This is a genomic window from Methylomarinovum caldicuralii, assembly GCF_033126985.1.
GTDB lineage: Bacteria > Pseudomonadota > Gammaproteobacteria > Methylococcales > Methylothermaceae > Methylohalobius > Methylohalobius caldicuralii.
Genome location: NZ_AP024714.1, coordinates 1099415 through 1120358 on the forward strand (window position 1 = coordinate 1099415; position 20944 = coordinate 1120358).

A 20944-nucleotide genomic window follows, 5' to 3' on the forward strand; every position below is an offset into this window, starting at 1 on the left:
GGAGGCGTGAATGGCCAAAGTGACGCTGCCGGTCAGCGGCATGAAATGCGATGCCTGCGAAAATCTGATTCACGACGCCTTGATGGAAAAGGAAGGCGTGATCGCCGTCAAGGCCGACCATCAGGCCAAGACCGTGGAGATCGAATACGAGGCGGAAAAGGTCGATCTCGACACCCTGAAACAGGTGATCGCCGATCAGGGTTTCAAGGTGGAAGGTTTCGGCGAACCTTCCCTGCTGGAGAAGATCAAGGCGTTCTTCGACAGTCTGCTGGCCTTCTTCAAAAGCTGATCCGGTTTCCGGACGCTGGGGCTCCCGCTGCGACAATATGCCGCAGCGGGCGTTTTCTCGTAACTTTTATAATGATTTCCACCCGCGGCACTTTGACGCCGCGCGGTCCGTCTAACCCATAACGATAACGAATCCCGGCTTTACAGTATGGCCAAGCGTCAAGTGACGTTCCGCGCCGAGGGAATGCATTGCACCAGCTGCGAGAAGGTGATCGAGCTGGCGCTGAGCAAGTTGCCCGGCGTCGATAAGGTGCGTTCCAATTATGCCTCCCAGGTGGTGCAGGTCGTCTTCGATCCGGGCAGGATCTCGCTGGCGCAGATTTTCGACGTGGTCGAGGGCAAGGGTTACCATTGCCGCCTGATCGACCGCGCGACCCAGCGCAAGGAGCTGTTCAACCGCCTGCTGGGCATCCTTCTGGGGGTCGGCGGGATTCTGTTGATCCTCTATGGCGGTTCCCGCTTCATCGACCGCTTCCAGCTCCCGGACCTGGACGTCCAGCTCAGCTACTGGGCGGTGCTGGTCATCGGTCTTCTGACCGGTTTCCACTGCGTCGGCATGTGCGGTGGTTTCGTTCTCAGTTACACCGCCCGCGGCGCCCAGGAAGGGGTGCGGACCTACTGGCTGCATCTGCAGTACGCCGCCGGCAAGCTGATTTCCTACACGGTGCTGGGAGCGGCCTTCGGCCTGCTGGGGGCCGTCGTCAGCTTCACCCCCACGATCCGCGGCATCGCCGCCATCCTCGCCGGGATCTTTCTGATCCTCTACGGCTTCAACATGCTGCACGTGTTCTCGGCGGTGCGCATCGGTTTCACCATGCCGCGCTTCCTGGCCCGTTTCGTGCGCGAGGAGAGCCACAGGACCCATCAGCCCTTCCTCATCGGTCTGCTCAACGGTTTGATGATCGCCTGCGGGCCGCTGCAGGCCATGTACATGATGGCGGCCGGCAGCGGGGATGCGCTGGAGGGCGCGAAGCTGTTGTTCATTTTCGGCCTCGGCACCCTGCCGTTGATGTTCGGTTTCGGTTTCCTCGCCAGCCTGGTGTCCCATCGGATGACCAACAAGATTCTCAATGCCTCCGGCGTTCTGGTGATCACCCTGGGACTGGTGATGCTCAACCGCGGCCTGGCGATGACCGGTTCCGGTTACGATTTCCATACCCTCATCCAGCGCCATCGCCTGACCGCGACCGAAACCGTCGCCAGTCAGGCGCGACAGCAGGAACAGGTCATCCGCATGACGGTGGAAGCCAGCGGCTACCGTCCCAACCGCTTCGTGCTCAAACGCGGGGTGCCGGTGAAATGGATCATCGAGGGGCGGGAGCTGACCGGCTGCAACCGGGTGATCCTGGTGCCCCAGCTGGGGCTGGAGGTGGAGCTCAAGCCGGGCACCCAGGTGGTCGAGTTCATCCCCGACAAGGTGGGAACCATTCCCTGGAGCTGCTGGATGGGGATGCTCCACGGCGAATTCATCGTGGTGGACGGTGACAGCGGTCAGGTCGCTCGGGCGGTCCGCCGGCCGTGGATCCGCCGCGGCCGGGTGCGCAGTTCGGCCGCCTCGCTGCGGCGCTGTGCCACCTGTCTGACGCCGCGCTGAGGTTTGCTTTGCCCCCGGCTTTGGGCGAGAATTGCAAGATTTCCACCGTATTCGAGAGGGTAGGATCATGGCGGTAGCAGTCGATCAGGCAGGCCATCCACAGGAGGCGCCCAGCCTTCGCCTTTCCATCATCGGCATGCGCTGCGCCGGGTGCGTCAAGACCGTGGAGAACGCGATCCGCAGCGTGCCCGGCGTGAAGGACGTGAGAGTCAACTTCGCCGACCATTCGGCGGAAGTGATCGGTGAGGTCGATCCCGAAGCCCTGCGCGCCGCCCTTCAGGAAGTGGGCTACGACGCCGCGGTCATGGAGAGCTTCGAGGATCTCGAGGCCCAGGAGCGCATGGAGGAGGCCCGCTATCAGTCCTTGTTGCGCAAATCCGCCATCGCCGCGAGCTGGGGCATTCCCCTGATGGTCGGCGGCTGGCTCGATCTGTGGCCGCCCATCGGCACGCCCCGGGGCAGCGACTTCTGGTCCATCGTCTCCCTGGTCACCTTCCTGGTGATGTACTACGCCGGCGGTCATTTCTTCAGCGGGGCGGTCAAGGCGCTGCGCGGCGGGGCGGCCAACATGGACACCCTGATCGCCATGGGAACCGGATCGGCCTGGCTGTATTCCACCCTCGTCATCGATTTCGCCGACGTGCTGCCGCCGGAGGCGACCCACCCCTATTTCGAGGCTGCGGTCATCATCATCGCCTTCGTCACCCTGGGGGGCGCCCTGGAAACCCGCGCCCGCGGCCGGGCCTCGGCGGCGATCCGCAAACTCATCGGCCTTCAGCCCAAGACCGCGCGGGTGGTGCGCAACGGCAAGGAATTCGACGTCCCCATCGAGCAGGTGGGGGTGGGCGAGATCATCCGCGTGCGGCCGGGCGAGAAGATCCCGGTGGACGGGATCATCATCGAAGGCCATTCCAGCGTCGACGAATCCATGCTCACCGGGGAATCGATCCCGGTGGAGAAGAGCGTCGGCGACGAGGTCATCGGCGGCACCGTGAACCTGCGCGGCACCTTCCTGATGGAGGCGACCCGCATCGGCAAGGATACGGTGCTGGCCCACATCATCGAATCAGTGCGCCGCGCCCAGAGCAGCAAGCCGGAGATCGGTCGCCTGGTGGACCAGATCGCCGCGGTGTTCGTGCCGGTGGTGGTGACCATCGCCGCGCTGACCTTCCTGACCTGGTGGACCTTCGGTCCCGAGCCGTCCCTCGGCTACGCTTTCGTCACCTCCATGACGGTGCTGGTCATCGCCTGTCCCTGTGCCCTGGGGCTGGCGACGCCGATTTCCATCATGGTGGCGGTGGGCCGGGCGGCCCAGAGCGGCATTCTGATCCGCAACGGCGACGCCCTGCAGACCGCCGGTCGTCTCACCACGATCGTGCTCGACAAGACCGGCACCGTGACCGAAGGCAAGCCCAAGGTGGTGGCCGTGGTGCCGCTGCAGCGCTGGCAGGAGGATGAGGTACTTGCGTGGGCCGCCAGCATCGAGGCCGGCTCCGAGCATCCCCTGGCCGGCGCCATCGTCGCCGAGGCCGAGGCGCGGGGGCTGGAACCGGCATCTGTGACCGACTTCGAGGCGGTGACCGGCAAGGGGGTGCGGGCCAAACGTGACGGCAAGACGATCCTGTTCGGCAACCTGGCCCTGATGGAAGCGGAAGGTATCGACTGCCGCGCCATTGTCGTCCGCCTGGACGAATTCGCCGAAGCCGGCCAGACGCCGATGATTCTGGTGGTGGACAAGGAAGTGGTCGGGATCATCGCCGTGGCCGACACCATCAAGCCGGATTCCAAGGATGCGATCCGCCGGCTCAAGGCCCTGGGGATCAAGGTCTGGATGGTGACCGGCGACAACGAAAAGACCGCCCGCGCCATCGCCCGCGAAGCCGGGATCGACGAGGTGCGGGCCGAAGTGCTGCCGGAGGACAAGGCGCAGGTGGTGCGCGAGCTGCAGCGCCGCGGCGAGATCGTCGGCATGGTGGGGGACGGCGTCAACGACGCCCCGGCCCTGGCCCAGGCCAACGTCGGCTTCGCCATCGGCACCGGCACCGACATCGCCATTGAAAGCGGCGATGTGGTCATCATGCAGGGATCGCTGCTGAAGGTGCCGGAAACTGTCAAGCTGTCGCGGGCCACCATCCGCAACATCAAGCAGAACCTGCTTGGGGCCTTCATCTACAACATCATGGCCATTCCCATCGCCGCCGGGGTGCTGTATCCCTTCTTCGGCGTTCTGCTCAATCCGATGATCGCCGGGGCGGCGATGGCGATGTCGTCGGTGACGGTGGTGACCAACGCCAACCGGCTGCGTTACCTCAAGCTCTGACGCCGACCCGTAGCGGATGCCGAGAAACCCCGCTTGCTGCGGGGTTTCTCGTGCCGGTCAGCTGTGCAGTTTGAGGCGTTTGACCTCCTCCGGCCTGGGATAGTCGGCGCCGATGCTGATGATGAAGCTGGCCGCCTCCTCGATGCTCAGATCCGAATGGACCACCTTGGATTCGTGGACGATGACGGTGAACCCGGAAGTCGGATTGGGGGAGGTGGGGACGAACAGGATGTAGGTGTCGTCGATTTTGTTGGTCACGTAAGCCGGCACCCAGACTTCCTCCTTGGGGTATTCCACGTACACCACCTCGCGTTTGGCCGCTTCCTCCGCAGTGGTGAACATGGCGATCACCTTTTTGCTGACCCGATAGACGGTGTTGAGCAGCGGGATCTTCTCGATGACGGCGTCGATGGCGGAAATGATGATGGAACGGCGGTAGCGGGTGATGGAGTAGCCGATGTAGGTCAGCAGGGCGATGCTGAGCACCAGCAGGCTGGTGGTGAAGGAATAGCTGGCCGAATAGCCGTACAGGCTCACGATCAGATCGGTGAGCAGCTCCTTGGTGAACAGCACGATCTGGATGGTGATCAGGACCGGGATGACGGCCAGCACCCCGAGCAGGAAGTATTTGAACAATTGTTTGATCACTTGGAACATCGGATGTCACTCCTCGTTGGTGTTTTTGTGCAGGCCATCATTGTACTGAAGCCGGGGCATGGGGCTTGAAATTTGCGCGCCAGACGCTATATTTTTGGCAGCCGACCACAGAGAGTGCTAACAGATTTGTGCTTGCTGGGATAAACCGATTGTCGAGGAGGTTACAGATCCATGGCAGCGAAACAGATTCTGTTCTCTGAAGATGCCCGTCACCGCATGCTGGCCGGTGTCAACGTGCTGGCCGAAGCCGTCAAGCAGACCCTGGGCCCCAAAGGCCGCAACGTGGTGCTGGAAAAGAGCTTCGGCGCCCCGACCGTCACCAAGGATGGCGTCTCCGTAGCCAAGGAGCTCGAGCTGAAGGACAAGTTCGAGAACATGGGGGCGCAGATGGTCAAGGAAGTTGCCTCCCAGACCTCCGACGTGGCCGGTGACGGGACCACCACCGCCACGGTGCTGGCCCAGGCCATCCTCAACGAAGGCCTGAAGGGCGTGGCCGCCGGCATGAACCCGATGGACCTGAAGCGCGGCATCGACAAGGCTGTGCACGCCGCTGTCGAGGAGCTGCAGAAGCTTTCCGTCCCCTGCACCGACACCAAGGCCATCTCCCAAGTGGGCGCCATCTCCGCCAACAACGACGAGGCGATCGGCAGGCTGATCGCCGAGGCGATGGAAAAGGTCGGCAAGGAAGGGGTGATCACCGTCGAGGAAGGCTCAGGCCTGGAGAACGAGCTCGACGTGGTGGAAGGGATGCAGTTCGACCGCGGCTATCTGTCGCCGTACTTCATCACCAACCAGGAAACCATGAGCGTGGAGCTGGAGAATCCTTTCATCCTGATCCATGACAAGAAGATCTCCAGCATCCGCGACCTGCTGCCGGTGCTTGAAGCGGTGGCCAAGGCCGGCCGTCCGCTGCTGATCATCGCCGAGGACGTGGAAGGCGAGGCCCTGGCGACCCTGGTGGTCAACAACATGCGCGGCATCCTCAAGGCCTGTGCGGTCAAGGCGCCGGGATTCGGCGACCGCCGCAAGGCCATGCTGGAAGACATCGCCATCCTCACCGGCGGCACCGTGATTTCCGAGGAACTGGGCATGAGCCTGGACAAGGCCACCCTGGATCAGATGGGTACCGCCAAGAAGGTCGTGGTCACCAAGGAAGACACCACCATCATCGACGGCGCCGGCAGCAAGGAGCAGATCGAAGCCCGGATCAAGCAGATCCGCGCCCAGATCGACGAGGCCACCTCCGACTACGACCGTGAGAAGCTGCAGGAACGCCTGGCCAAGCTGGCCGGCGGGGTGGCGGTGATCAAGGTCGGGGCGGCCACCGAAGTGGAGATGAAGGAAAAGAAGGCACGCGTGGAAGACGCCCTGCACGCCACCCGCGCTGCGGTGGAAGAAGGCATCGTGCCCGGCGGTGGCGTGGCCCTGGTGCGGATCCAGCAGAAGATCAAGGATCTCAAGGGCGCCAATCACGATCAGGATGTGGGCATCCAGATCGCCCTCAAGGCGATGGAAGCCCCGCTGCGTCAGATTGTCGAGAACGCCGGCGAGGAAGGCTCGGTGGTCTACAACAAGGTCGCCGAAGGCAGCGGCAACTTTGGTTACAACGCCGCCACCGGCGAATACGGCGACATGATCGAGATGGGCATTCTCGATCCGGCCAAGGTGACCCGGACCGCGCTGCAGAACGCCGCTTCCGTGTCCGGTCTGCTGCTGACCACCGAAGCGATGGTGGCGGAGATCCCCAAGGAGGAAAAGGCGCCGGCCGCAGCGCCGGACATGGAGGAATTCTGATCCTTGCAGGAGAGCGCATCCATTCGGCCCCGCTTCGGCGGGGCTTCGTTTTTTCAGCGGCTGCGGCGTCTGGGTATCGAGCCGGTCGCCGGGGAAGTGCGAACCCATTGACCCGGCCCAAGATCGCGATGGCAAAAAAAGACCCGCCGGGGGCGGGTCGAAAAAGCGTCAAGTGCAAGAAGGAGGTTTAACGCTACTAGAGGAGGAGGAAGCAATCAGCGCTGCTTTCGGTAATGGCTGAGACAAAAACGGACCGTGAATATGACCGTCGCGATCATGGCGGCGATCAGTACGAGTTCCAAGGGGGTCATGGCTGCATTCCCTCATCAATGAATCGAACTGGGTCTAATTATATGGCCTGGTTTTTTGTTTACAATATCCACTATAGGTTTATTTTTACAACTTTTGGTTTCAAGATAGGAAACAACCTTCGTGCCGGCCTTCCGCCGCCTTACCCGTATCCGGGCTAAACCCGTTGGCGTCCGCCCCACGGGCTCAGGCCCGTGGCGATGATGTGGCTGGTCCGCAGGGGCTCGGGAATCCGGCTATGGATCGCGGTCGCGCGGATGACGGCGGCTGCGGTTTCCTGCGCCAGACCGGCCCGTTGCACGTAGATCCCTTCCAGCGCTTCCATGTCACCGGCCCGCTGAATCAGGCGCCACTTGCGTTTTCCTCCGGGGACGCGCGTCAACAGCGCCCGGCGGATCGCGGCGTAGTCAGGGCGTTTGCGGCACACGACCAGTACCGGAAGACCGGTCTCGCGGTGGAGTTCCCAGATATCGACGACGTTGAAGCCGGCCAGGGCGATTCCCTGCAGCATGACCAGCTGCAGATGGCCGTGGAAACGCGAGTCCCGGATCGCCGCCGCGATCCGCCGGGTGCTGTTGGCCCCGTCACGGCGGATCTTGGTCAGCAAAACGCCGTCGAGGCGGGCGGCGGTGAAAACCGTGCCGATGACGCCGACATCGCCGCGGTGTCCGGGCGGGAAGGGCATGTCGTCGAAGCCGGCGATGTGGGTGGGGATGGTCATGATCAGAGGTTTCCGGAAGCACGATTTCTGCAGGAAGGCGGTAGAATACAGCCATCCATTATCTGCATAGGGAGGAAATTTCAATGGTTTCGATGGTCAAGCGAGGGTTCGTGGCAGCCGGGCTGGCGCTGTGGGGCTTGTCGGCCTGGAGCGAGGCCCAGGCACCGGCTCCAGTGCCGGCAACGGCCGAAACCGTAACTCAGGCCGAGGCGACGCCGGTCATCAAGCGTCTGAACCAGGTTCTGCTCGAAGCCATGCGCCGCGGCAAGGCGCTGGGTTACCAAGGCCGTTACCATCTGTTGGCGCCGGTATTGCGGGAGATCTACGATTTCCGCACCATTTCCCGTTACGTGCTTGGAAGCCATTGGAAGCAACTGAGCGAGACCCAGCGGCAGCAGATGATCGATCGCATGAGCCGATACGGAATCGCCGCCTATGCCGCCCAGTTCGACGAATACAACGGCGAGACTTTCCGGATCGTGGAGGAAAAGCCGTTCCGCGAGCGCTTCCGCCTGGTCAAGGCGGTGCTGGAGGTGCCCGATGGCGACGACGTCGAATTCACCTACGTGCTGCGGCGGACCAAGGACGGCTGGAAAATCATCGATGTCCGCTACGACGGCGTCAGCGACCTGGCCCTCAAACGCAGCCAGTTCGCCAAGATTCTTCAGGAGGAAGGCTTCGAGGCGCTGCTGGCCAAACTCGACGAAAAGATCGCCGATTACGCCAAGGAGAAAAAGGCCCAGGGTTGAAACGGCGCCCCTCAGTAGAGGGGCTCATCGTAGAACATCAGGATCAGGCCGATCAGCAGCATCGAAGTCATCGACGCGATCCCGGCCCAGGTGGCAGCTGGCGGTTCCAGCTTCAGTTCCAGCCAGCGGCCGGCGGCCATGAAGATCGCCAGCAGGCCCATGACCGTATGGGTGGACTGGATCAGATATTCGGTCTTGAGCTCGAAGCCGCCGTGGGCGTGGGTCAGCAGCAGGATGCCGCCCACCGCACACAGGATCGGGAACAGGTAGCGCAAGTGCGCGGCCTTCAGGCTGGTGCGGGCGCGGGTCTCCAGGCCGCCGAGCACCAGAACCAGGAGGGTGGCGAGCCGGTGCTGCAGGATTTCCCCGTCGCCGAAGGTGCTTTCCCAGAATCCCAGCGGTCCCAGGGGCCAGGCCTGGGCGTCGGAGCGGAAGAACAGGAAGATGCCCAGGGCGATGAAGCCTACAGGCCAGTAGCGGGCCCAGCGCCAGCGGAAGCCGTAACCGGCCAGGGCGGTCAGGGCCATGACGGTCAGAAACAGGCCGGAGACGTTGTGATTGAAGTTGGACCATTCGGTCGCGGCGACGGGGGCTTCCTTGCCGACGATGGTGGCGCGCTGCGCTTCGCCGACCAGCAGCGCCTCGTGGCTGGGGGAGGTCAGGGTCGGCCACTTGGGACTGAACATGTGCCAGACTTCTTCCGCCGAGGCGGTCAGCTGGGGGATGTCGGTGGCCGGCGGCTGGCTCGACAGGGTGGCGGCCACGAACAGGGCGCTCACCAGCAGGAAGGATTCCGCCTCGATCAAGTGGGGGATGGTGCGGTACAGGGCCGGATCGTCGCCCTGCTGTTCCCAGCGTTTTCCGGCCCGGTAATTGAGCCAGGCCAGTCCCAGCGCCCCCAGCATCAGGGCGATCTTGGTCAGCAGCAGGCTGCCGTAGCCGGTGCCGATCAGGGCGGTGAGGCTGTCAATGTAGTGCCACGCCAGGGGAATGCCGGTCACCAGCAGACTGAACACCGCCAGCGCCCCCCAGCTGGAGAAGCGGCGGAGCACCCGTGGCCAGTAGGGTTTCAGATCCGGCGCCTTCTGCAGCACGCGCCAGAAGACAACGAGCTGAATCACGCCCCCGAACCACAGGGCGCCGGCCACCTGGTGGATCACGGTCATGATCATCAGCAGGGCGCGGGCCTCGAAGCGGCCGACGCCGTGGGTCAGCCAGGCGCCGCAGACGGTGATCGCCGCCATCAGCCCCCAGGTCAGGTGCCAGCGCAGCGGATCATGGGGGTGGGAAATCAGGCTGCGGCCGGCGAACCCCAGGGCAAAGGCCAGCACCATGCGAATGAAGCCGGCCTTGAACTGGACCGTTCCCAGATAGGCCCCCCAGGGCAGCACGCCTAGGGTTTCCTTCAGCACCCAGCCCTTGGCGATCAGGGCCACCGCATGGCTGGCCGCCAGGGCGAAGGCGCCGATGTAGAGCCATTGCAGGCTGTAGCGGGTCAGCCGGTCCTTGACCGCGCTTTCCGGCACCACCGGTTCCAGGATCCAGCGGCTCCACAGCAGGGCACCCAGGGACAGGGCGAAGCTGATGAGGGTGAATCCCCCCATTAGATCGTCGAGGAAGTTGGCCAGCCCCTCCAGGCCGCCGACGGCGATGGCAGGTTGAATGGTTTCCGGCATGGCTCTATTCCCCAGGGACGTTGAACTTGAGGACGTCTTCGGTGATGTGGCCGTCGGCGGCGAAGACCTTGTACTGCAGGGCGTATTCCCCCGGCGTCAGCGGCGGCAGGGCGATGATCAGCTCCCCGGGTTTGGGGCCGTGGCGCAGTTCCAGGGATTGTTTGCGGTCACCGGAGCTGACCAGATAGACGATGGACAACAGCGGCTCCACGTCGGAATTGAAGAACAGATGGACTTCGGTGGCCCGGCCCGGTACCGGCGCCTGCCGGTCCAGAGAGGAGCGGACCACGACCGCGTGGGCCCAGGCGGTGGCGGGCAGGGCCGCGAAAGCCATGAGGAAAGCAAGGAAAAGCGCGCGCATGAGGATCACCTCGTCGGTTGCGATGCGGGAAGTCAGGCGGATTTTCGGGCCTTGAGGGCGTGACCGGCCAGGGTCCTGCCCAGATCCCAGATGGCGCCGGGAACCTGATGGCAGTCGGCGAGGACGTCGTCCATGGCCGTGACGATCCAGCGCCGGTCGTCGTCGCCGATGACCAGCGGCGGCAGGAACTTGACCACGTTCATGCCGTGGCCGGCCACCTGACTCAGGATGCGGTGCTTCTTGAACAGGGGAATGGTCACCATCTGGCTGAACAGGCCCTTGTTGGCGGTTTCCAGCAGGTTCCAGGCGGTCTTGAGCTTGAAGCTTTCGGGTTTGCCGAATTCCAGCGCCAGCATCAGCCCCTTGCCGCGGACCTGGTGGAAGAATTCGTAACGGTCCACCAGCGCGCCCAGTTCCGCCAGCAGCGCCTCCCCCTGGCGGGCGGCGTTCTCCATCAGATGCTCGCTTTCCAGCACCTCCAGGGTCGCCAGACCTGCGGCCATGGCCATGTTGTTCTTGGAGAAGGTGGAACCGTGCACCACCGCCCGGTCCATGCGGTTGAAGACCTTGTCCATGATCCGGCGGGTCATCGCCACCGCCCCCACCGGCACGAAACCGCCGGACAGGGCCTTGGCCATCAGCAGCATGTCCGGTTCCACGTTCCAGTGGTCGATGGCCCACAGTCTGCCGGTGCGGCCCAGGCCGGTCTGGATCTCGTCGGCCACGAACAGGGCGCCGTGGCGGTGGCACAGGCGCGCGGCCTCGGCCAGATAATCGTCGTCGGGCAGGTTGACCCCCTTGCCCTGGATGGGCTCGACGATGAAGGCGGCGGTTTCCTTCGCTTTGAGGGCCCGCTCCAGGGCCTCCAGATCGTTGAAGGGGATCGGGTCGCAGTCCGGCAGCAGGGGGCCGAATCCCTGGCGGAAGATTTCCTCGCCGTTGAGGGACAGGGCCCCCATGGTCAGGCCGTGGAAGGCGTGTTCGCAGTAGAGGATGCGGCTGCGGCCGGTGGTGTAGCGGGCGAACTTGATCGCTGCCTCCACCGCCTCGGCACCTGAGTTGCAGAAGAACAGGCGGGTCAGGGGCTCGGGGGTGCGCTCGACCAGTTTCTCCGCCAGCACCCCGGCCAGCAGGGAGACGTCCATCTGCACCAGATCCGGCAGGTCCAGATCCAGCACTTCCTTGAGGATCGCCTTGACCGTGGGGTGGTTGCGTCCGAGGGCGAAAACCCCGAAACCGCTGAGGAGATCGAGGTAGCGGTTGCCCTGGTCGTCGAACAGGTAGGGGCCCTCGGCCCGGGTGTAGACCCGGTCGTAGCCGATGGTGCGCAGAACCCGCACCATCTGGGGGTTGAGATACTGTTCGTGAAGGGTGAAATTTTCCCGGCGTCGGGTTGCGATCAGATCGGCGAGTTTCAGTGTCATGGGCGTGTTTCCGCGGTAGTGGCCGCAAAGGCCGGAAGAACGAAGAAGGTACACAGCAGATTGAGAATCAGACCAACGGTCAGAAGCTGCCCGATGCTGGCGATCCCCGCATGGGAGACGAAGCCCAGGCTGGCGAAGCTGAACAGGGTCGTCAGCGCGCTGAAGAATATGCCGCGGGCGGTGCTGGTGGTCAAGATCGAATCGCCCGTCGGCAGCTGGTGCATGCGGTGGATCATGTGGATGCCGTTGTCCACCCCGAGGCCGAACAGCAGGGGCAGGACGATGACGTTGGCGTAATTGAAGGGCAGATCCAGAACCGCCATGGCGGCACCGGTGAGCAGCGCACCCAGCCCTAACGGCAGCAGTACCAGGAAGGTGTCGCGGCCGTTGCGCAAGAGCAGCAGCAGCAGTCCGCTGATGAGGACCACGGCGCTGGCGAACGCCTGTTTGAAGGAAGCGATGATCACCGCCATTGATTCGATGTAGATCACCGGCAGGCCGGTGATGTCCGGATAGGCGTTGCGGACTTCATGGACGAATTCCCGCATGTTGTCGAGCACGTTCATGTCCTTGGCGGGAAGGACGTCGATACGGTAGATGCCGGAAGGGCTGATCCAGCGGCTGCGGATGTCCTCCGGCAGATCGTCGCTTTCCAGGGGTGCGGCGGTCAGTCCCAGACGCAGTTTCTCCATCACCCGCGGGAATGTGGCCAGGACGCGGAACTGGAGCTGCTCGATCTGCCGGCGGCAGTCCGCCGCATCGAGCCGGCGGCACACACTCAGGAAACGGTCCAGGGCGGTCTCCAGCCGGGCGCGGGTTTCAGGAGCCAGGGCCTTGGTGGCGGCGGGGCGGGCCAGTTCGGCCTGGAAGTTCTCCAGATCTTCCAGGCGGGTTTGGCCGCCGCGGGCGTCGAGAGGCTGCTCCAGTTGCGGCCCCAGGATCAACGCTATTTCGTCGATGACGGCCAGCTTGTCCTCCTGATCCTGGGGGATCAGGTCGAAGATCGACACGGCCGCTTCCACCACCGGAAATTGCTCGAAACGCTGTTCCAGGAGCCGGGTTTCGGCCGGGTTTTCCGCCAGGGCGGTCAGGAACATGGGAGAGGCTTCCTTGCGCTGCAGCAGTTCCTTGAAGGTCTTGACCGATTCGCTGTTGGGGTCGCGCAGGTTGATGGGATTGAAGTCCACGCGGATGGCGCACAGCGCTCCCAAAGCGGCGAGCGCCAGGAAAAAGGTCAGACGCTTGATTCCTGAGGAGTGGCGATAGGGAAACTGGGCCAGCTGCGGGGACAGGAACAGGGTCCGGCGCCGGCGCCAGTGGCTTACTGCTTCCAGGTGCATGAGACTGAGCAGCGCCGGCATCGCCGTCAGGGTGACGAAGACGACGATGAACATGCTGGAACCGGCGATGAGGCCCAGTTCCGAGATGCCCTGGTAAGGGGTGGGAATGAAAGCGTAGAGCGCCAGGGCGGTGGTCAGGGCGCATAGCAGCAGCGCCGGGGAGACGCTTTTGACGCTGTGCCACAGGGCCTCGCCGGGAGTGCGGTCCTCGAGCAGGTATTCGCGGTAGCGCAGCGCCAGATGGGTGGCGTAATCGACGCCCATGCCGATGTAGAGCACCGCGAAGGCGATGGAGATCATGTTGAGGGAGCCGACGCTGACGGCGGCGAAACCCATGGAGAAGAGCAGGCCGAGCACCAGGGTGATCAGGGTGGCCAGGGCCAGTTTCCAGGAACGGAAACTGAGCAGCAGCGCCAGGCAGACCAGCACGAGGGAAACCAGACCAGCCACTTCGGTGCCGTGGGTGATGCTCAGCATCTCTTCGTATTCCAGCACCGGTTCGCCGGTCATGCGGACGCGCACGGGAATGCCGTCGAGGGTGCGGACCTGGGCGATCGCTCCGAGGATGGTTGCGATCGTTTTTTCCGCCGGCAGCATGCGCTCGAAGTCGAGCACGGGGGAGACGACCACAAAGTGCAGGGTATGGCCGATCTCCCGTTCGGGCTGGAACAGCAGATCGCTCCAGGACAGCAGGTAAGGGCGGTTTTCCAGCTGGGCTTCGATGGCGGTGGCGAGACGGCCGGCGACGGGGTCCAGTTTCACCGGCATCTCCGTCTGGTGTTGCAGCGCTTTCACCAGCAGGCGCAGCAGGCTGCCCAGACTGAAATCCTCGTAGAGCCGGGCGATGAAGGGCTGGGCCCGGGCCAGGTCGTTGGCCAGCCGCTCCAGCTTGGGGGTATCCAGATAGAGCAGGCCGTAGCGGTCGAAAAAGGGGTGGGCGGTGGGCAGATAGACCGAGGCGATCGTGTCCTTGTGCGGAGACAGCAGCGCCTTGAGCCGGCGCGCGGCGGCTTCGCTGACCTCGGGGACCGGGGATTCCACCATGAGCAGGATGGCGCGCTTGTCCTGGGGAAACAGCCGTTCCAGCTCGAAGCGTTTCTGCATGAAGGGCAGCTTCGGATTGAGCATCTTGTCGGTATCGGTGTTCACCTCCAGGTGGGTGGCGGCGTATAAGCCGCTCAGGGCCGCGGCCAGAAACAGCAGCGCCAGCGTCCACAGCGGATGGCGCTGGGACCAGCGGGCGATAGAGAGAACGCGGTCGAGGCGGGTGGGGATCATGACCTGCAGAAATGAAGGGGGTGGAGGACGGTCGCGGCCTGTCGCAGCTGCCGTCGGGCGGCGCCGAACTGGCGGCCCAGACGGAGCAGCATCGGCACCTGGCCAGGCTGGCCCAGCAGGGCGGCTAGCAGACGCCGGAGGTCGATTCTGCCGCAGGCGTCGGTGGCGTCGGTGACGGCGGCGGGAATCGCCGTGTCGGCGGTGTCGGCCACGGCGCGGACGGCGGCAAAGGGAAGATTCCGCCCGCCAGCCCAGGCGGCCAGGAAGGCGCTTTCCATGTCGGCGGCAGCAGCCCCGCTACGGTCGGCCAGGGCGCGTTTCGCCGCACCGGTCGCCAGTACGGTTGCGGTGCCCGCCAGCGGCCCGGTGTCGGGCGCAAGAGCGCCCAAGGCGGTGGCCAGGCGCCGGTGCCAGGTGGGATCGGCGCCGATCCGCTCCCCGTGGGGGAGGACGCATTCCGCCGGCAGCAGCAGGCGGCCGGCTTCGACGCCGGGCCGCAGGGCCGCCGCACAGCCCCAGTTGAGCAGGGCGGTGACGCCGGCCCGGTGGAGCCGGGCGGCACCTGCCAGGGCCTGCTCGCGGCCCATGCCGGTGACCATGAGCCGTACCCCCGCCGCCAAATCAATCGCCCGTCCCAGGGGGACGGGCGAGCGTGTCAGGGTGCGGGCCTCGATCGGCAGGGCGACGATGATGCCTAGCACCTGCCCGCGGTTTCGTTACGGTAGCGGGCCAGGGCCCATAGCGGGAAGAAACGGTCGTAACCGTAATACTTCAGGTAGAACACCCGCGGGAAGCCGGGGGCGTTGAAGTACTCGTCGCGCCAGAGGCCGTTTTCCTGCTGGTTGCGCAGCAGGAATTCGACCCCGCGGCGGACCGCTTCTGAGTCCGTCTCGCCGGCGGCCATCAGCGCCAACAGGGCCCAGGCCGTGTGGCAGGCCATGCTGGTGTGGAAGCGGCCCCGGATGGCGGGATCGTTGCGGTCCTCGTAGCTGTCGTTGCTTTCGCCCCAGCCGCCGTCCTGACGCTGGACCGACTTGAGCCAGGCGACCGCCTTGCGGATGCGGGGATCGTCCCCGGGAATGCCGAATTCCTCGATCCCCATCAGGACCGACCAGGTCCCGTAAATATAGTTGGTGCCCCAGCGGCCGAACCAGCTGCCGTCGTCCTCCTGCTCGTTCCACAGGAATTTCAGGCACCTGTCACGCACCTGGGCGAAGTAGGGCACTTCGTCGGCCAGCTCCGCCAGCAGCATGACGCAGCGGGCGCTGACGTCGGCCTCCGGCGGGTCGAGCAGGGCGCCGTGGTCGGCGAAGGGGATGTGATTGAGATAGTGGTAGGTGTTGTCCGGGTCGAAGGCGCCGTAACCGCCGTTCTTCGACTGCATTCCGGCGATCCAGCGGGCCGCGCGCCAGGCCGCCTCCCGGTGGTGGGGGCGGTCGCTTTTCAGCAGCGCGTGGGCGACCACGGCGGTGTCGTCCACGTCCGGATAGTAGGTGTTGTTGAACTGGAACGCCCAGCCGCCGCCTTCCAGATGCGGGCGGCGCACGCGCCAGTCGCCCGGCTCGTCCCGCAGCTGTTTGCCGACCAGCCAGTCCAGGGCCTTGCCGATGGCCTTACGGGTCGGTTCGTGGTCCTCGCCCTCCGCGACTTCCTGCAGGGCCTGAACCGCCAGACCGGTGTCCCACACCGGAGACAGACACGGCTGACAGTAGGATTCGTGATCGCGGTGGATCAGCAGCTTCTGCAACGCCTTCTTGGCGGTCTGCCGGCGCGGATCCTCCGGGGGGATGCCCATGGCATCCATGGCCTCGTAAAGATTGACCATCGCCGGGAAGATGCCGCCGAGGCCGTCCTCGCCGTTGGCCCGTTCCAGGCTCCAGGCCAGGGCCTTTTCCAGGGCCCGCTGACGAAGCGGGAAGGGGATGAACGGTTCCAGTTTCAGGCCGATGCGTTCCAACGCCAGGACGAATTTGCCGATGGGCGTCTTGACGTGGGAGAAGTAACCTTTCTCCTGCTCCGGCGGGGTGACGAACAGCTCGCGGATGTGAACGTTTCTGGGGTTTCTGGCCTTGACCTTGAGGGAGCAGAGAATGAACAGCGGCACCATCACGGTGCGCGACCAGTAGGAAACCTTGTCCAGGTGGAACGGGAACCACTTGGGGAACAGCATGATCTCCACCGGGATGAAGGGTACCCCCCGCCAGGGGATCTGCCGGAACATGGCCAGCATGATGCGGGTGAAGACGTTGGCCTTGGCGGCCCCGCCTTGCGAGAGGATGAAGTCACGCGCTTTGCGCATGTGGGGGGCGTCAGGGGAGTCGCCGGCCAGCTTGAGGGCGTAATAGGCCTTGACCGAACAGCTGATGTCGCCGCGGCCGCCGGTATAGAGGGGCCAGCTGCCGTCGGCCTGCTGGCGGGCGCGGATGTAGTTGGCCAGTCTGGCCTGCAGGATCTCGTCCACCTCGTCCATGTGGTGCATCATCAGGATGTACTCGGACGGGATGGTGCAATCGGCTTCGAACTCGTACAGCCAGTAGCCTTCCGGGTGCTGGTCGGCAAGCAGGGCGTCGCGGGCCCTGGCGATGGCCTGATCCAGCAGGTCCCGGGCGGTGTCAAGCGCGTCTTGGCGTTGCAATGCGGAGAGCTGGGTCATGGATTGGGCCTCTGTTGTTGGTATGGTCGGGTTTTGGATGGGCGCCGATGGCACTCAGATCGAGCCATTCGGCCTTTGCCGGCCCCGGCAGCCCGCGGCTGGCGAGGGCGAACAGGGCGCGCAGAAAATCGTCGTGGCGGTGGCAAATGCGGGTGGCGACGATGGTGGCCTTGACGCTGCGGCGCGAGATCTTGACCTCGTCCCCACGGCGGTAATAGGGATGCGCATCAATCTTGCGCAGGGTCAGCACCGCCATTCCCAAGGCCCACAGGCAGAAATCCCGCAGGCCGGTTTCGTATTCCGGGATCAGCAGGGTGTATTCCAGGGCGTTGCGCAGATGGCCGTGGGCGATGGCGATGAGATCCCGCAGCCCGGCGACGAAACGCGGATCGTTGTGGCCGGGCCTGAGCTTGTCCAGGGAAAAGCATTGGCGTTGAAAGACATCCTGGGGCAGCCAGCAGACCCCGCGTTCCAGATCGGTCCAGACGTCCTTGAGAATGTTGGTCATTTGCAGCCCCTGGCCGAAGGAAACCGCCAGCGGCATCATTTCGTTGCGGTGCTGGGCAATGTACTGGGAATAGTTGCAGAACACCCGGGTCAGCATCTCACCCACGACACCGGCCACGTAGTAACAGTAGTGGTTCATGTCCTGCAGGGTCGGCAGGCCGTGGCTCAAATCGCGGTCCTGGAAATCGGCCATGCCGTGCCCCATAATGTCCACGCAGGTGGCCAGCGCCTCGCGGTCGTCCCGGGAGAAGCCGTGGGTGATGGCGATGACGCGGGGGATGACCCGGATCAGCGCGTGTTCGGCCGGCGGTGTCTGCTCGGAAAGCAGGGCGGCGAACTCCTGGGCGAAGGATTCGGCATCGGCCCGCCCTTGGACCACGGCGACGAAGCGTTCGCAGAAGCGGCGCTTGGTGTCGCGGTCGAGCAGGGGCTCGTCCTCGATGGTATCAACGATGCGGCACAACAAGTAGCCGTTGGCGACCACCTGGTGGACCGGCTCGGGAAGCTGGGGGATCGTCAGGGCGAAGGTGCGCGAAACCCCTTCGAGCAAATGGGCCTGAAAGGCCGCGTCATCCAACGCGTTCAGGTCCCTGGCGACGCTGGCTGCAGCGCTTCCATTCATCGACACGAATCAATTTCCCCCTTGAGGATGCCGCAACGGGCAAGCTGATGGAATGGCTTATTCTAGAGGTTTTGCCCGGACGGTCAAGGGATGTTGCAGGGCAATCGCATGAATATACCCCACGAAGATGATGGTTTAAGATTCGATGACTTGCAGCAGATTACTTGGAGATTAGAGACTTCTTCTCTGAGGAGCATGCTTTTTGTGGGAGGCACAGATGCTGGAAAAGCCCCTGGCGCTGAGCGAGGTGTTCGTATCGATTCCGGACCCGCGACAATCATCGAAGGTAACTTACGATCTGGTGGAAGTGCTGGTGGTTGTGGTGTGCGCGGTGATCTGCGGTGCCGATACGTTGGTGGAGATTGAACTTTGGGGCAAAGAGAAGCTGGATTGGCTGCGTCGATATGTGCCCTTGCCGCATGGGATTCCGTCCCACGACACCCTAGGGAGGATTTTGGCGATGATCGATCCGGAAGCGTTCGGATCGGCCTTCCAGCGCTGGGCGGTGAGCGTGGTTCCGGCATTGGAAGGTCAGGTGATCGCCATCGACGGCAAGACCAGTCGGCGCAGCCGGTCCAAGGGGCAGGATCCCCTGCATCTGGTCAGTGCCTTTGCGGCTCAGTACCGGTTGGTGGTCGGTCAAGAGGCGGTGGCCGACAAATCCAACGAGAAGACGGCCATTCCCGCCCTGCTGGAGACCCTGGCCTTGAAAGGATGCGTGGTGACCCTCGATGCCATGGGGACCGATCCCAAGATTGCCAAGGCCATCCGTGACCGGGGGGCCGACTATGTACTGGCGGTCAAGGACAACCAGAAAGGTCTGTCCGAATCGATCCGGGATTTCTTCCAGGCCTTTCAGGACGCGCCGGACAAAACCCCGCATCAGCAATGCGAGACGGTCGACAAGGCGCATGGTCGCCTGGAAGTGCGACGCTGCTATGTGTTCGACCAGCTCGACGGCCTGGACCGGCCCCAGCGCTGGCCGGATCTGGCCTGCTTTGCCGTGGTCGAGTCCGAACGCACCGTCGCCGGCAAAACCACCCGGGAACGGCGTTTCTACATCACCAGCCTGCCGGCCGATGCCGAACGGCTGGCCTCGGCGGTGCGCCAGCATTGGGCGGTGGAGAACCCGCTTCACTGGTGTATGGATGTCGTATTCAACGATGATCAGATGCGCCTTCGAACCCGACATGCGGCTCATAACCTGGCGCTGCTCAAACAGATGGTGCTCAATCTCTTTCGCCTCGACCACACCAAACGCCGCGGGGGCATCAAGGCAAGACGGCTCCTGGCCGCCTCCAGTGACCACTACCGGGCTCAGTTGCTTGGATGGACGTAGCGTTCATGCGATTGCCCTGAGGGATGTTGTTTTTTCGCCTAAAGCCGCTAAACTAGGCCGCCAAGGTTTCCATCGACCTGACAGGCTTTTCCTGTGGCGCAGATGCAACAGGCCGGATCGTCCCGGCGCTTGATTCTGCGGCCCAAACAGAGCTAAATAGTAGGAAATCGCCGCCCGGGTCTGCCGCCGAAGAATACCAAAACGGAGAGAGAAAATGGGCATCCCATTGAAACAACAAGCCGCTGTCGCCCGCTATCTGATCACGCAGAAACTCAAAGGGGTGAAGCGCTACCCGCTGGTGCTGATGCTCGAACCGCTGTTCCAGTGCAACCTGGCCTGCGCCGGTTGCGGCAAGATCGACCACCCCGACGAAATCCTCAAACGCCGCCTGTCGGTGGCGGAGTGCCTGGAGGCGGTGGACGAGTGCGGTGCCCCCATCGTGTCCATCCCCGGTGGCGAGCCGTTGCTCCACAAGGAGATGCCCCAGATCGTCGAGGGTATCATCGCCCGCAAGAAGTTCGTCTATCTGTGCACCAACGCCCTCCTGCTCAAGAAGCGGATGAAGGACTACACCCCGTCGCCCTATCTGACCTTCTCGGTACACCTCGACGGGCTGAAGGAGCGCCACGACGCCTCCGTCTGTCAGGAAGGGGTGTTCGAGCGCGCCGTCGATGCCATTCGGGAGGCGCTGGCACGCGGCTTCCGGGTCACGGTCAACTGTACCCTGTTCCAGGGCGAGTCGGCCGAGGAGATCGCCGAGTTCCTCGATTTCTGCAACGGTCTCGGAATCGAGGCGGTGACCATTTCGCCGGGGTTCCAGTACGAGAAAGCGCCGCGCCAGGACGTCTTCATCCGCAATTCCGAAACCAAGGAACTGTTCCGGAGGCTGTTCCGCATTGGCAAGGAAAGGCAGGCCAAGTGGCGTCTGAACCACTCCTCCTTCTATCTCGATTTTCTCGCCGGCAACCGCGCCTACAGCTGCACCCCGTGGGGCAATCCCACCCGTAACGTGTTCGGCTGGCAGAAGCCGTGCTATTTCCTCGCCGACGAAGGTTACGCCAAGACCTTCAAGGAGCTGATGGAAACCACCCCCTGGGACAAGTACGGCACCGCCAGGAATCCCAAGTGTGCCAACTGCATGGCCCACTGCGGTTACGAACCCACGGCAGTGGAAGACGCCATGGCCCATCCGCTGCAGGCGGCCTGGGTGGCGCTGATGGGGCCGCGCACCGAAGGTCCGATGGTGCCGGACCCGGAAATGGCCCGCAAAGCCAGGGAAGCCGACTCCCTGGCCGAAGCTGTCGAGTAATCC

The 20944-nt window shown here is 63.9% G+C and carries 16 protein-coding genes; 7 read left to right on the forward strand and 9 right to left on the reverse strand.

The window, feature by feature from the left end:
- The first annotated feature begins 10 nt into the window (after positions 1-10).
- From MCIT9_RS05745 to MCIT9_RS05755, 3 genes are all read left to right on the forward strand, one after another.
- On the forward strand, positions 11-289 hold the full coding sequence (locus tag MCIT9_RS05745; RefSeq protein ID WP_317706451.1) for a heavy-metal-associated domain-containing protein: 279 nt from the start codon (positions 11-13) through the stop codon (positions 287-289).
- Positions 290-436: 147 nt separating this feature from the next.
- Positions 437-1882: an urease accessory protein UreH domain-containing protein gene (locus MCIT9_RS05750; RefSeq protein ID WP_317706452.1), complete on the forward strand. Its 1446-nt coding sequence runs from the start codon at positions 437-439 to the stop codon at positions 1880-1882.
- Positions 1883-1949: 67 nt separating this feature from the next.
- Positions 1950-4202 carry a heavy metal translocating P-type ATPase gene (locus tag MCIT9_RS05755; protein ID WP_317706453.1) on the forward strand — a complete coding sequence of 751 codons (2253 nt, stop codon included), beginning with the start codon at positions 1950-1952 and terminating at the stop codon, positions 4200-4202.
- 57 nt (positions 4203-4259) lie between these two features.
- On the opposite strand, the gene MCIT9_RS05760 is transcribed toward MCIT9_RS05755, so the two are convergent.
- Positions 4260-4859 (reverse strand): DUF502 domain-containing protein, encoded by a 600-nt coding sequence (locus tag MCIT9_RS05760; protein WP_317706454.1) that lies wholly within the window; start codon positions 4857-4859, stop codon positions 4260-4262.
- 171 nt (positions 4860-5030) lie between these two features.
- Here MCIT9_RS05760 and groL point away from each other — a divergent pair, with 171 nt between their 5' ends.
- Positions 5031-6653 (forward strand): chaperonin GroEL, encoded by a 1623-nt coding sequence (gene groL / locus MCIT9_RS05765; RefSeq protein WP_317706455.1) that lies wholly within the window; start codon positions 5031-5033, stop codon positions 6651-6653.
- A gap of 466 nt (positions 6654-7119) precedes the next feature.
- On the opposite strand, the gene MCIT9_RS05770 is transcribed toward groL, so the two are convergent.
- Positions 7120-7683 (reverse strand): endonuclease dU, encoded by a 564-nt coding sequence (locus tag MCIT9_RS05770; protein ID WP_317706456.1) that lies wholly within the window; start codon positions 7681-7683, stop codon positions 7120-7122.
- An 83-nt stretch (positions 7684-7766) separates the two neighbouring features.
- Here MCIT9_RS05770 and MCIT9_RS05775 point away from each other — a divergent pair, with 83 nt between their 5' ends.
- Positions 7767-8432, forward strand: coding sequence for an ABC transporter substrate-binding protein (locus MCIT9_RS05775; protein ID WP_317706457.1), 666 nt, complete (start codon positions 7767-7769; stop codon positions 8430-8432).
- Between the two features lie 11 nt (positions 8433-8443).
- Here MCIT9_RS05775 and MCIT9_RS05780 read toward each other — a convergent pair whose 3' ends face one another.
- Genes MCIT9_RS05780 through MCIT9_RS05810 form a run of 7 tightly spaced genes read right to left on the reverse strand, consistent with a single transcriptional unit; the run spans position 8444 to position 18293 of the window.
- Positions 8444-10108 carry a copper resistance D family protein gene (locus MCIT9_RS05780; protein WP_317706458.1) on the reverse strand — a complete coding sequence of 555 codons (1665 nt, stop codon included), beginning with the start codon at positions 10106-10108 and terminating at the stop codon, positions 8444-8446.
- A gap of 4 nt (positions 10109-10112) precedes the next feature.
- Positions 10113-10469 carry a copper resistance CopC family protein gene (locus tag MCIT9_RS05785; protein ID WP_317706459.1) on the reverse strand — a complete coding sequence of 119 codons (357 nt, stop codon included), beginning with the start codon at positions 10467-10469 and terminating at the stop codon, positions 10113-10115.
- 32 nt (positions 10470-10501) lie between these two features.
- Positions 10502-11893, reverse strand: a complete 1392-nt coding sequence (locus tag MCIT9_RS05790) for an aspartate aminotransferase family protein (RefSeq protein WP_317706460.1) — start codon at positions 11891-11893, stop codon at positions 10502-10504.
- The gene (locus tag MCIT9_RS05795) at positions 11890-14511 is read right to left on the reverse strand and encodes an MMPL family transporter (RefSeq protein WP_317706461.1); all 2622 of its coding nucleotides are present in this window, start codon (positions 14509-14511) and stop codon (positions 11890-11892) included. Before MCIT9_RS05795 ends, MCIT9_RS05790 begins: the two co-directional genes overlap by 4 nt.
- Positions 14508-15212 carry a phosphorylase family protein gene (locus MCIT9_RS05800; protein WP_317706462.1) on the reverse strand — a complete coding sequence of 235 codons (705 nt, stop codon included), beginning with the start codon at positions 15210-15212 and terminating at the stop codon, positions 14508-14510. The genes MCIT9_RS05795 and MCIT9_RS05800 overlap by 4 nt, the downstream gene beginning before the upstream one ends.
- Positions 15206-17164 (reverse strand): squalene--hopene cyclase, encoded by a 1959-nt coding sequence (gene shc / locus MCIT9_RS05805; RefSeq protein WP_317706463.1) that lies wholly within the window; start codon positions 17162-17164, stop codon positions 15206-15208. Before shc ends, MCIT9_RS05800 begins: the two co-directional genes overlap by 7 nt.
- Complete coding sequence (locus MCIT9_RS05810; protein ID WP_317706464.1) at positions 17124-18293, reverse strand: phytoene/squalene synthase family protein; 1170 nt, start codon at positions 18291-18293, stop codon at positions 17124-17126. The genes shc and MCIT9_RS05810 overlap by 41 nt, the downstream gene beginning before the upstream one ends.
- A 217-nt stretch (positions 18294-18510) precedes the next feature.
- Between MCIT9_RS05810 and MCIT9_RS05815 the strand changes: the two genes are divergently transcribed.
- A complete protein-coding gene (locus tag MCIT9_RS05815; RefSeq protein WP_317705762.1) occupies positions 18511-19632 on the forward strand; it encodes an ISAs1 family transposase in 1122 nt (373 codons plus the stop codon).
- Between the two features lie 214 nt (positions 19633-19846).
- The gene (gene hpnH / locus MCIT9_RS05820) at positions 19847-20941 is read left to right on the forward strand and encodes an adenosyl-hopene transferase HpnH (RefSeq protein WP_317706465.1); all 1095 of its coding nucleotides are present in this window, start codon (positions 19847-19849) and stop codon (positions 20939-20941) included.
- The last annotated feature ends 3 nt before the right edge of the window (positions 20942-20944 follow it).

Coding starts and splice junctions, on each gene's coding strand:
- MCIT9_RS05745 (WP_317706451.1), top strand. CDS start 11: ATGGCCAAAGTGACGCTGCCGGTCAGCGGCATGAAATGCGATGCCTGC.
- MCIT9_RS05750 (WP_317706452.1), top strand. CDS start 437: ATGGCCAAGCGTCAAGTGACGTTCCGCGCCGAGGGAATGCATTGCACC.
- MCIT9_RS05755 (WP_317706453.1), top strand. CDS start 1,950: ATGGCGGTAGCAGTCGATCAGGCAGGCCATCCACAGGAGGCGCCCAGC.
- MCIT9_RS05760 (WP_317706454.1), bottom strand. CDS start 4,859: ATGTTCCAAGTGATCAAACAATTGTTCAAATACTTCCTGCTCGGGGTG.
- groL (WP_317706455.1), top strand. CDS start 5,031: ATGGCAGCGAAACAGATTCTGTTCTCTGAAGATGCCCGTCACCGCATG.
- MCIT9_RS05770 (WP_317706456.1), bottom strand. CDS start 7,683: ATGACCATCCCCACCCACATCGCCGGCTTCGACGACATGCCCTTCCCG.
- MCIT9_RS05775 (WP_317706457.1), top strand. CDS start 7,767: ATGGTTTCGATGGTCAAGCGAGGGTTCGTGGCAGCCGGGCTGGCGCTG.
- MCIT9_RS05780 (WP_317706458.1), bottom strand. CDS start 10,108: ATGCCGGAAACCATTCAACCTGCCATCGCCGTCGGCGGCCTGGAGGGG.
- MCIT9_RS05785 (WP_317706459.1), bottom strand. CDS start 10,469: ATGCGCGCGCTTTTCCTTGCTTTCCTCATGGCTTTCGCGGCCCTGCCC.
- MCIT9_RS05790 (WP_317706460.1), bottom strand. CDS start 11,893: ATGACACTGAAACTCGCCGATCTGATCGCAACCCGACGCCGGGAAAAT.
- MCIT9_RS05795 (WP_317706461.1), bottom strand. CDS start 14,511: ATGATCCCCACCCGCCTCGACCGCGTTCTCTCTATCGCCCGCTGGTCC.
- shc (WP_317706463.1), bottom strand. CDS start 17,164: ATGACCCAGCTCTCCGCATTGCAACGCCAAGACGCGCTTGACACCGCC.
- MCIT9_RS05810 (WP_317706464.1), bottom strand. CDS start 18,293: ATGAATGGAAGCGCTGCAGCCAGCGTCGCCAGGGACCTGAACGCGTTG.
- MCIT9_RS05815 (WP_317705762.1), top strand. CDS start 18,511: ATGCTGGAAAAGCCCCTGGCGCTGAGCGAGGTGTTCGTATCGATTCCG.
- hpnH (WP_317706465.1), top strand. CDS start 19,847: ATGGGCATCCCATTGAAACAACAAGCCGCTGTCGCCCGCTATCTGATC.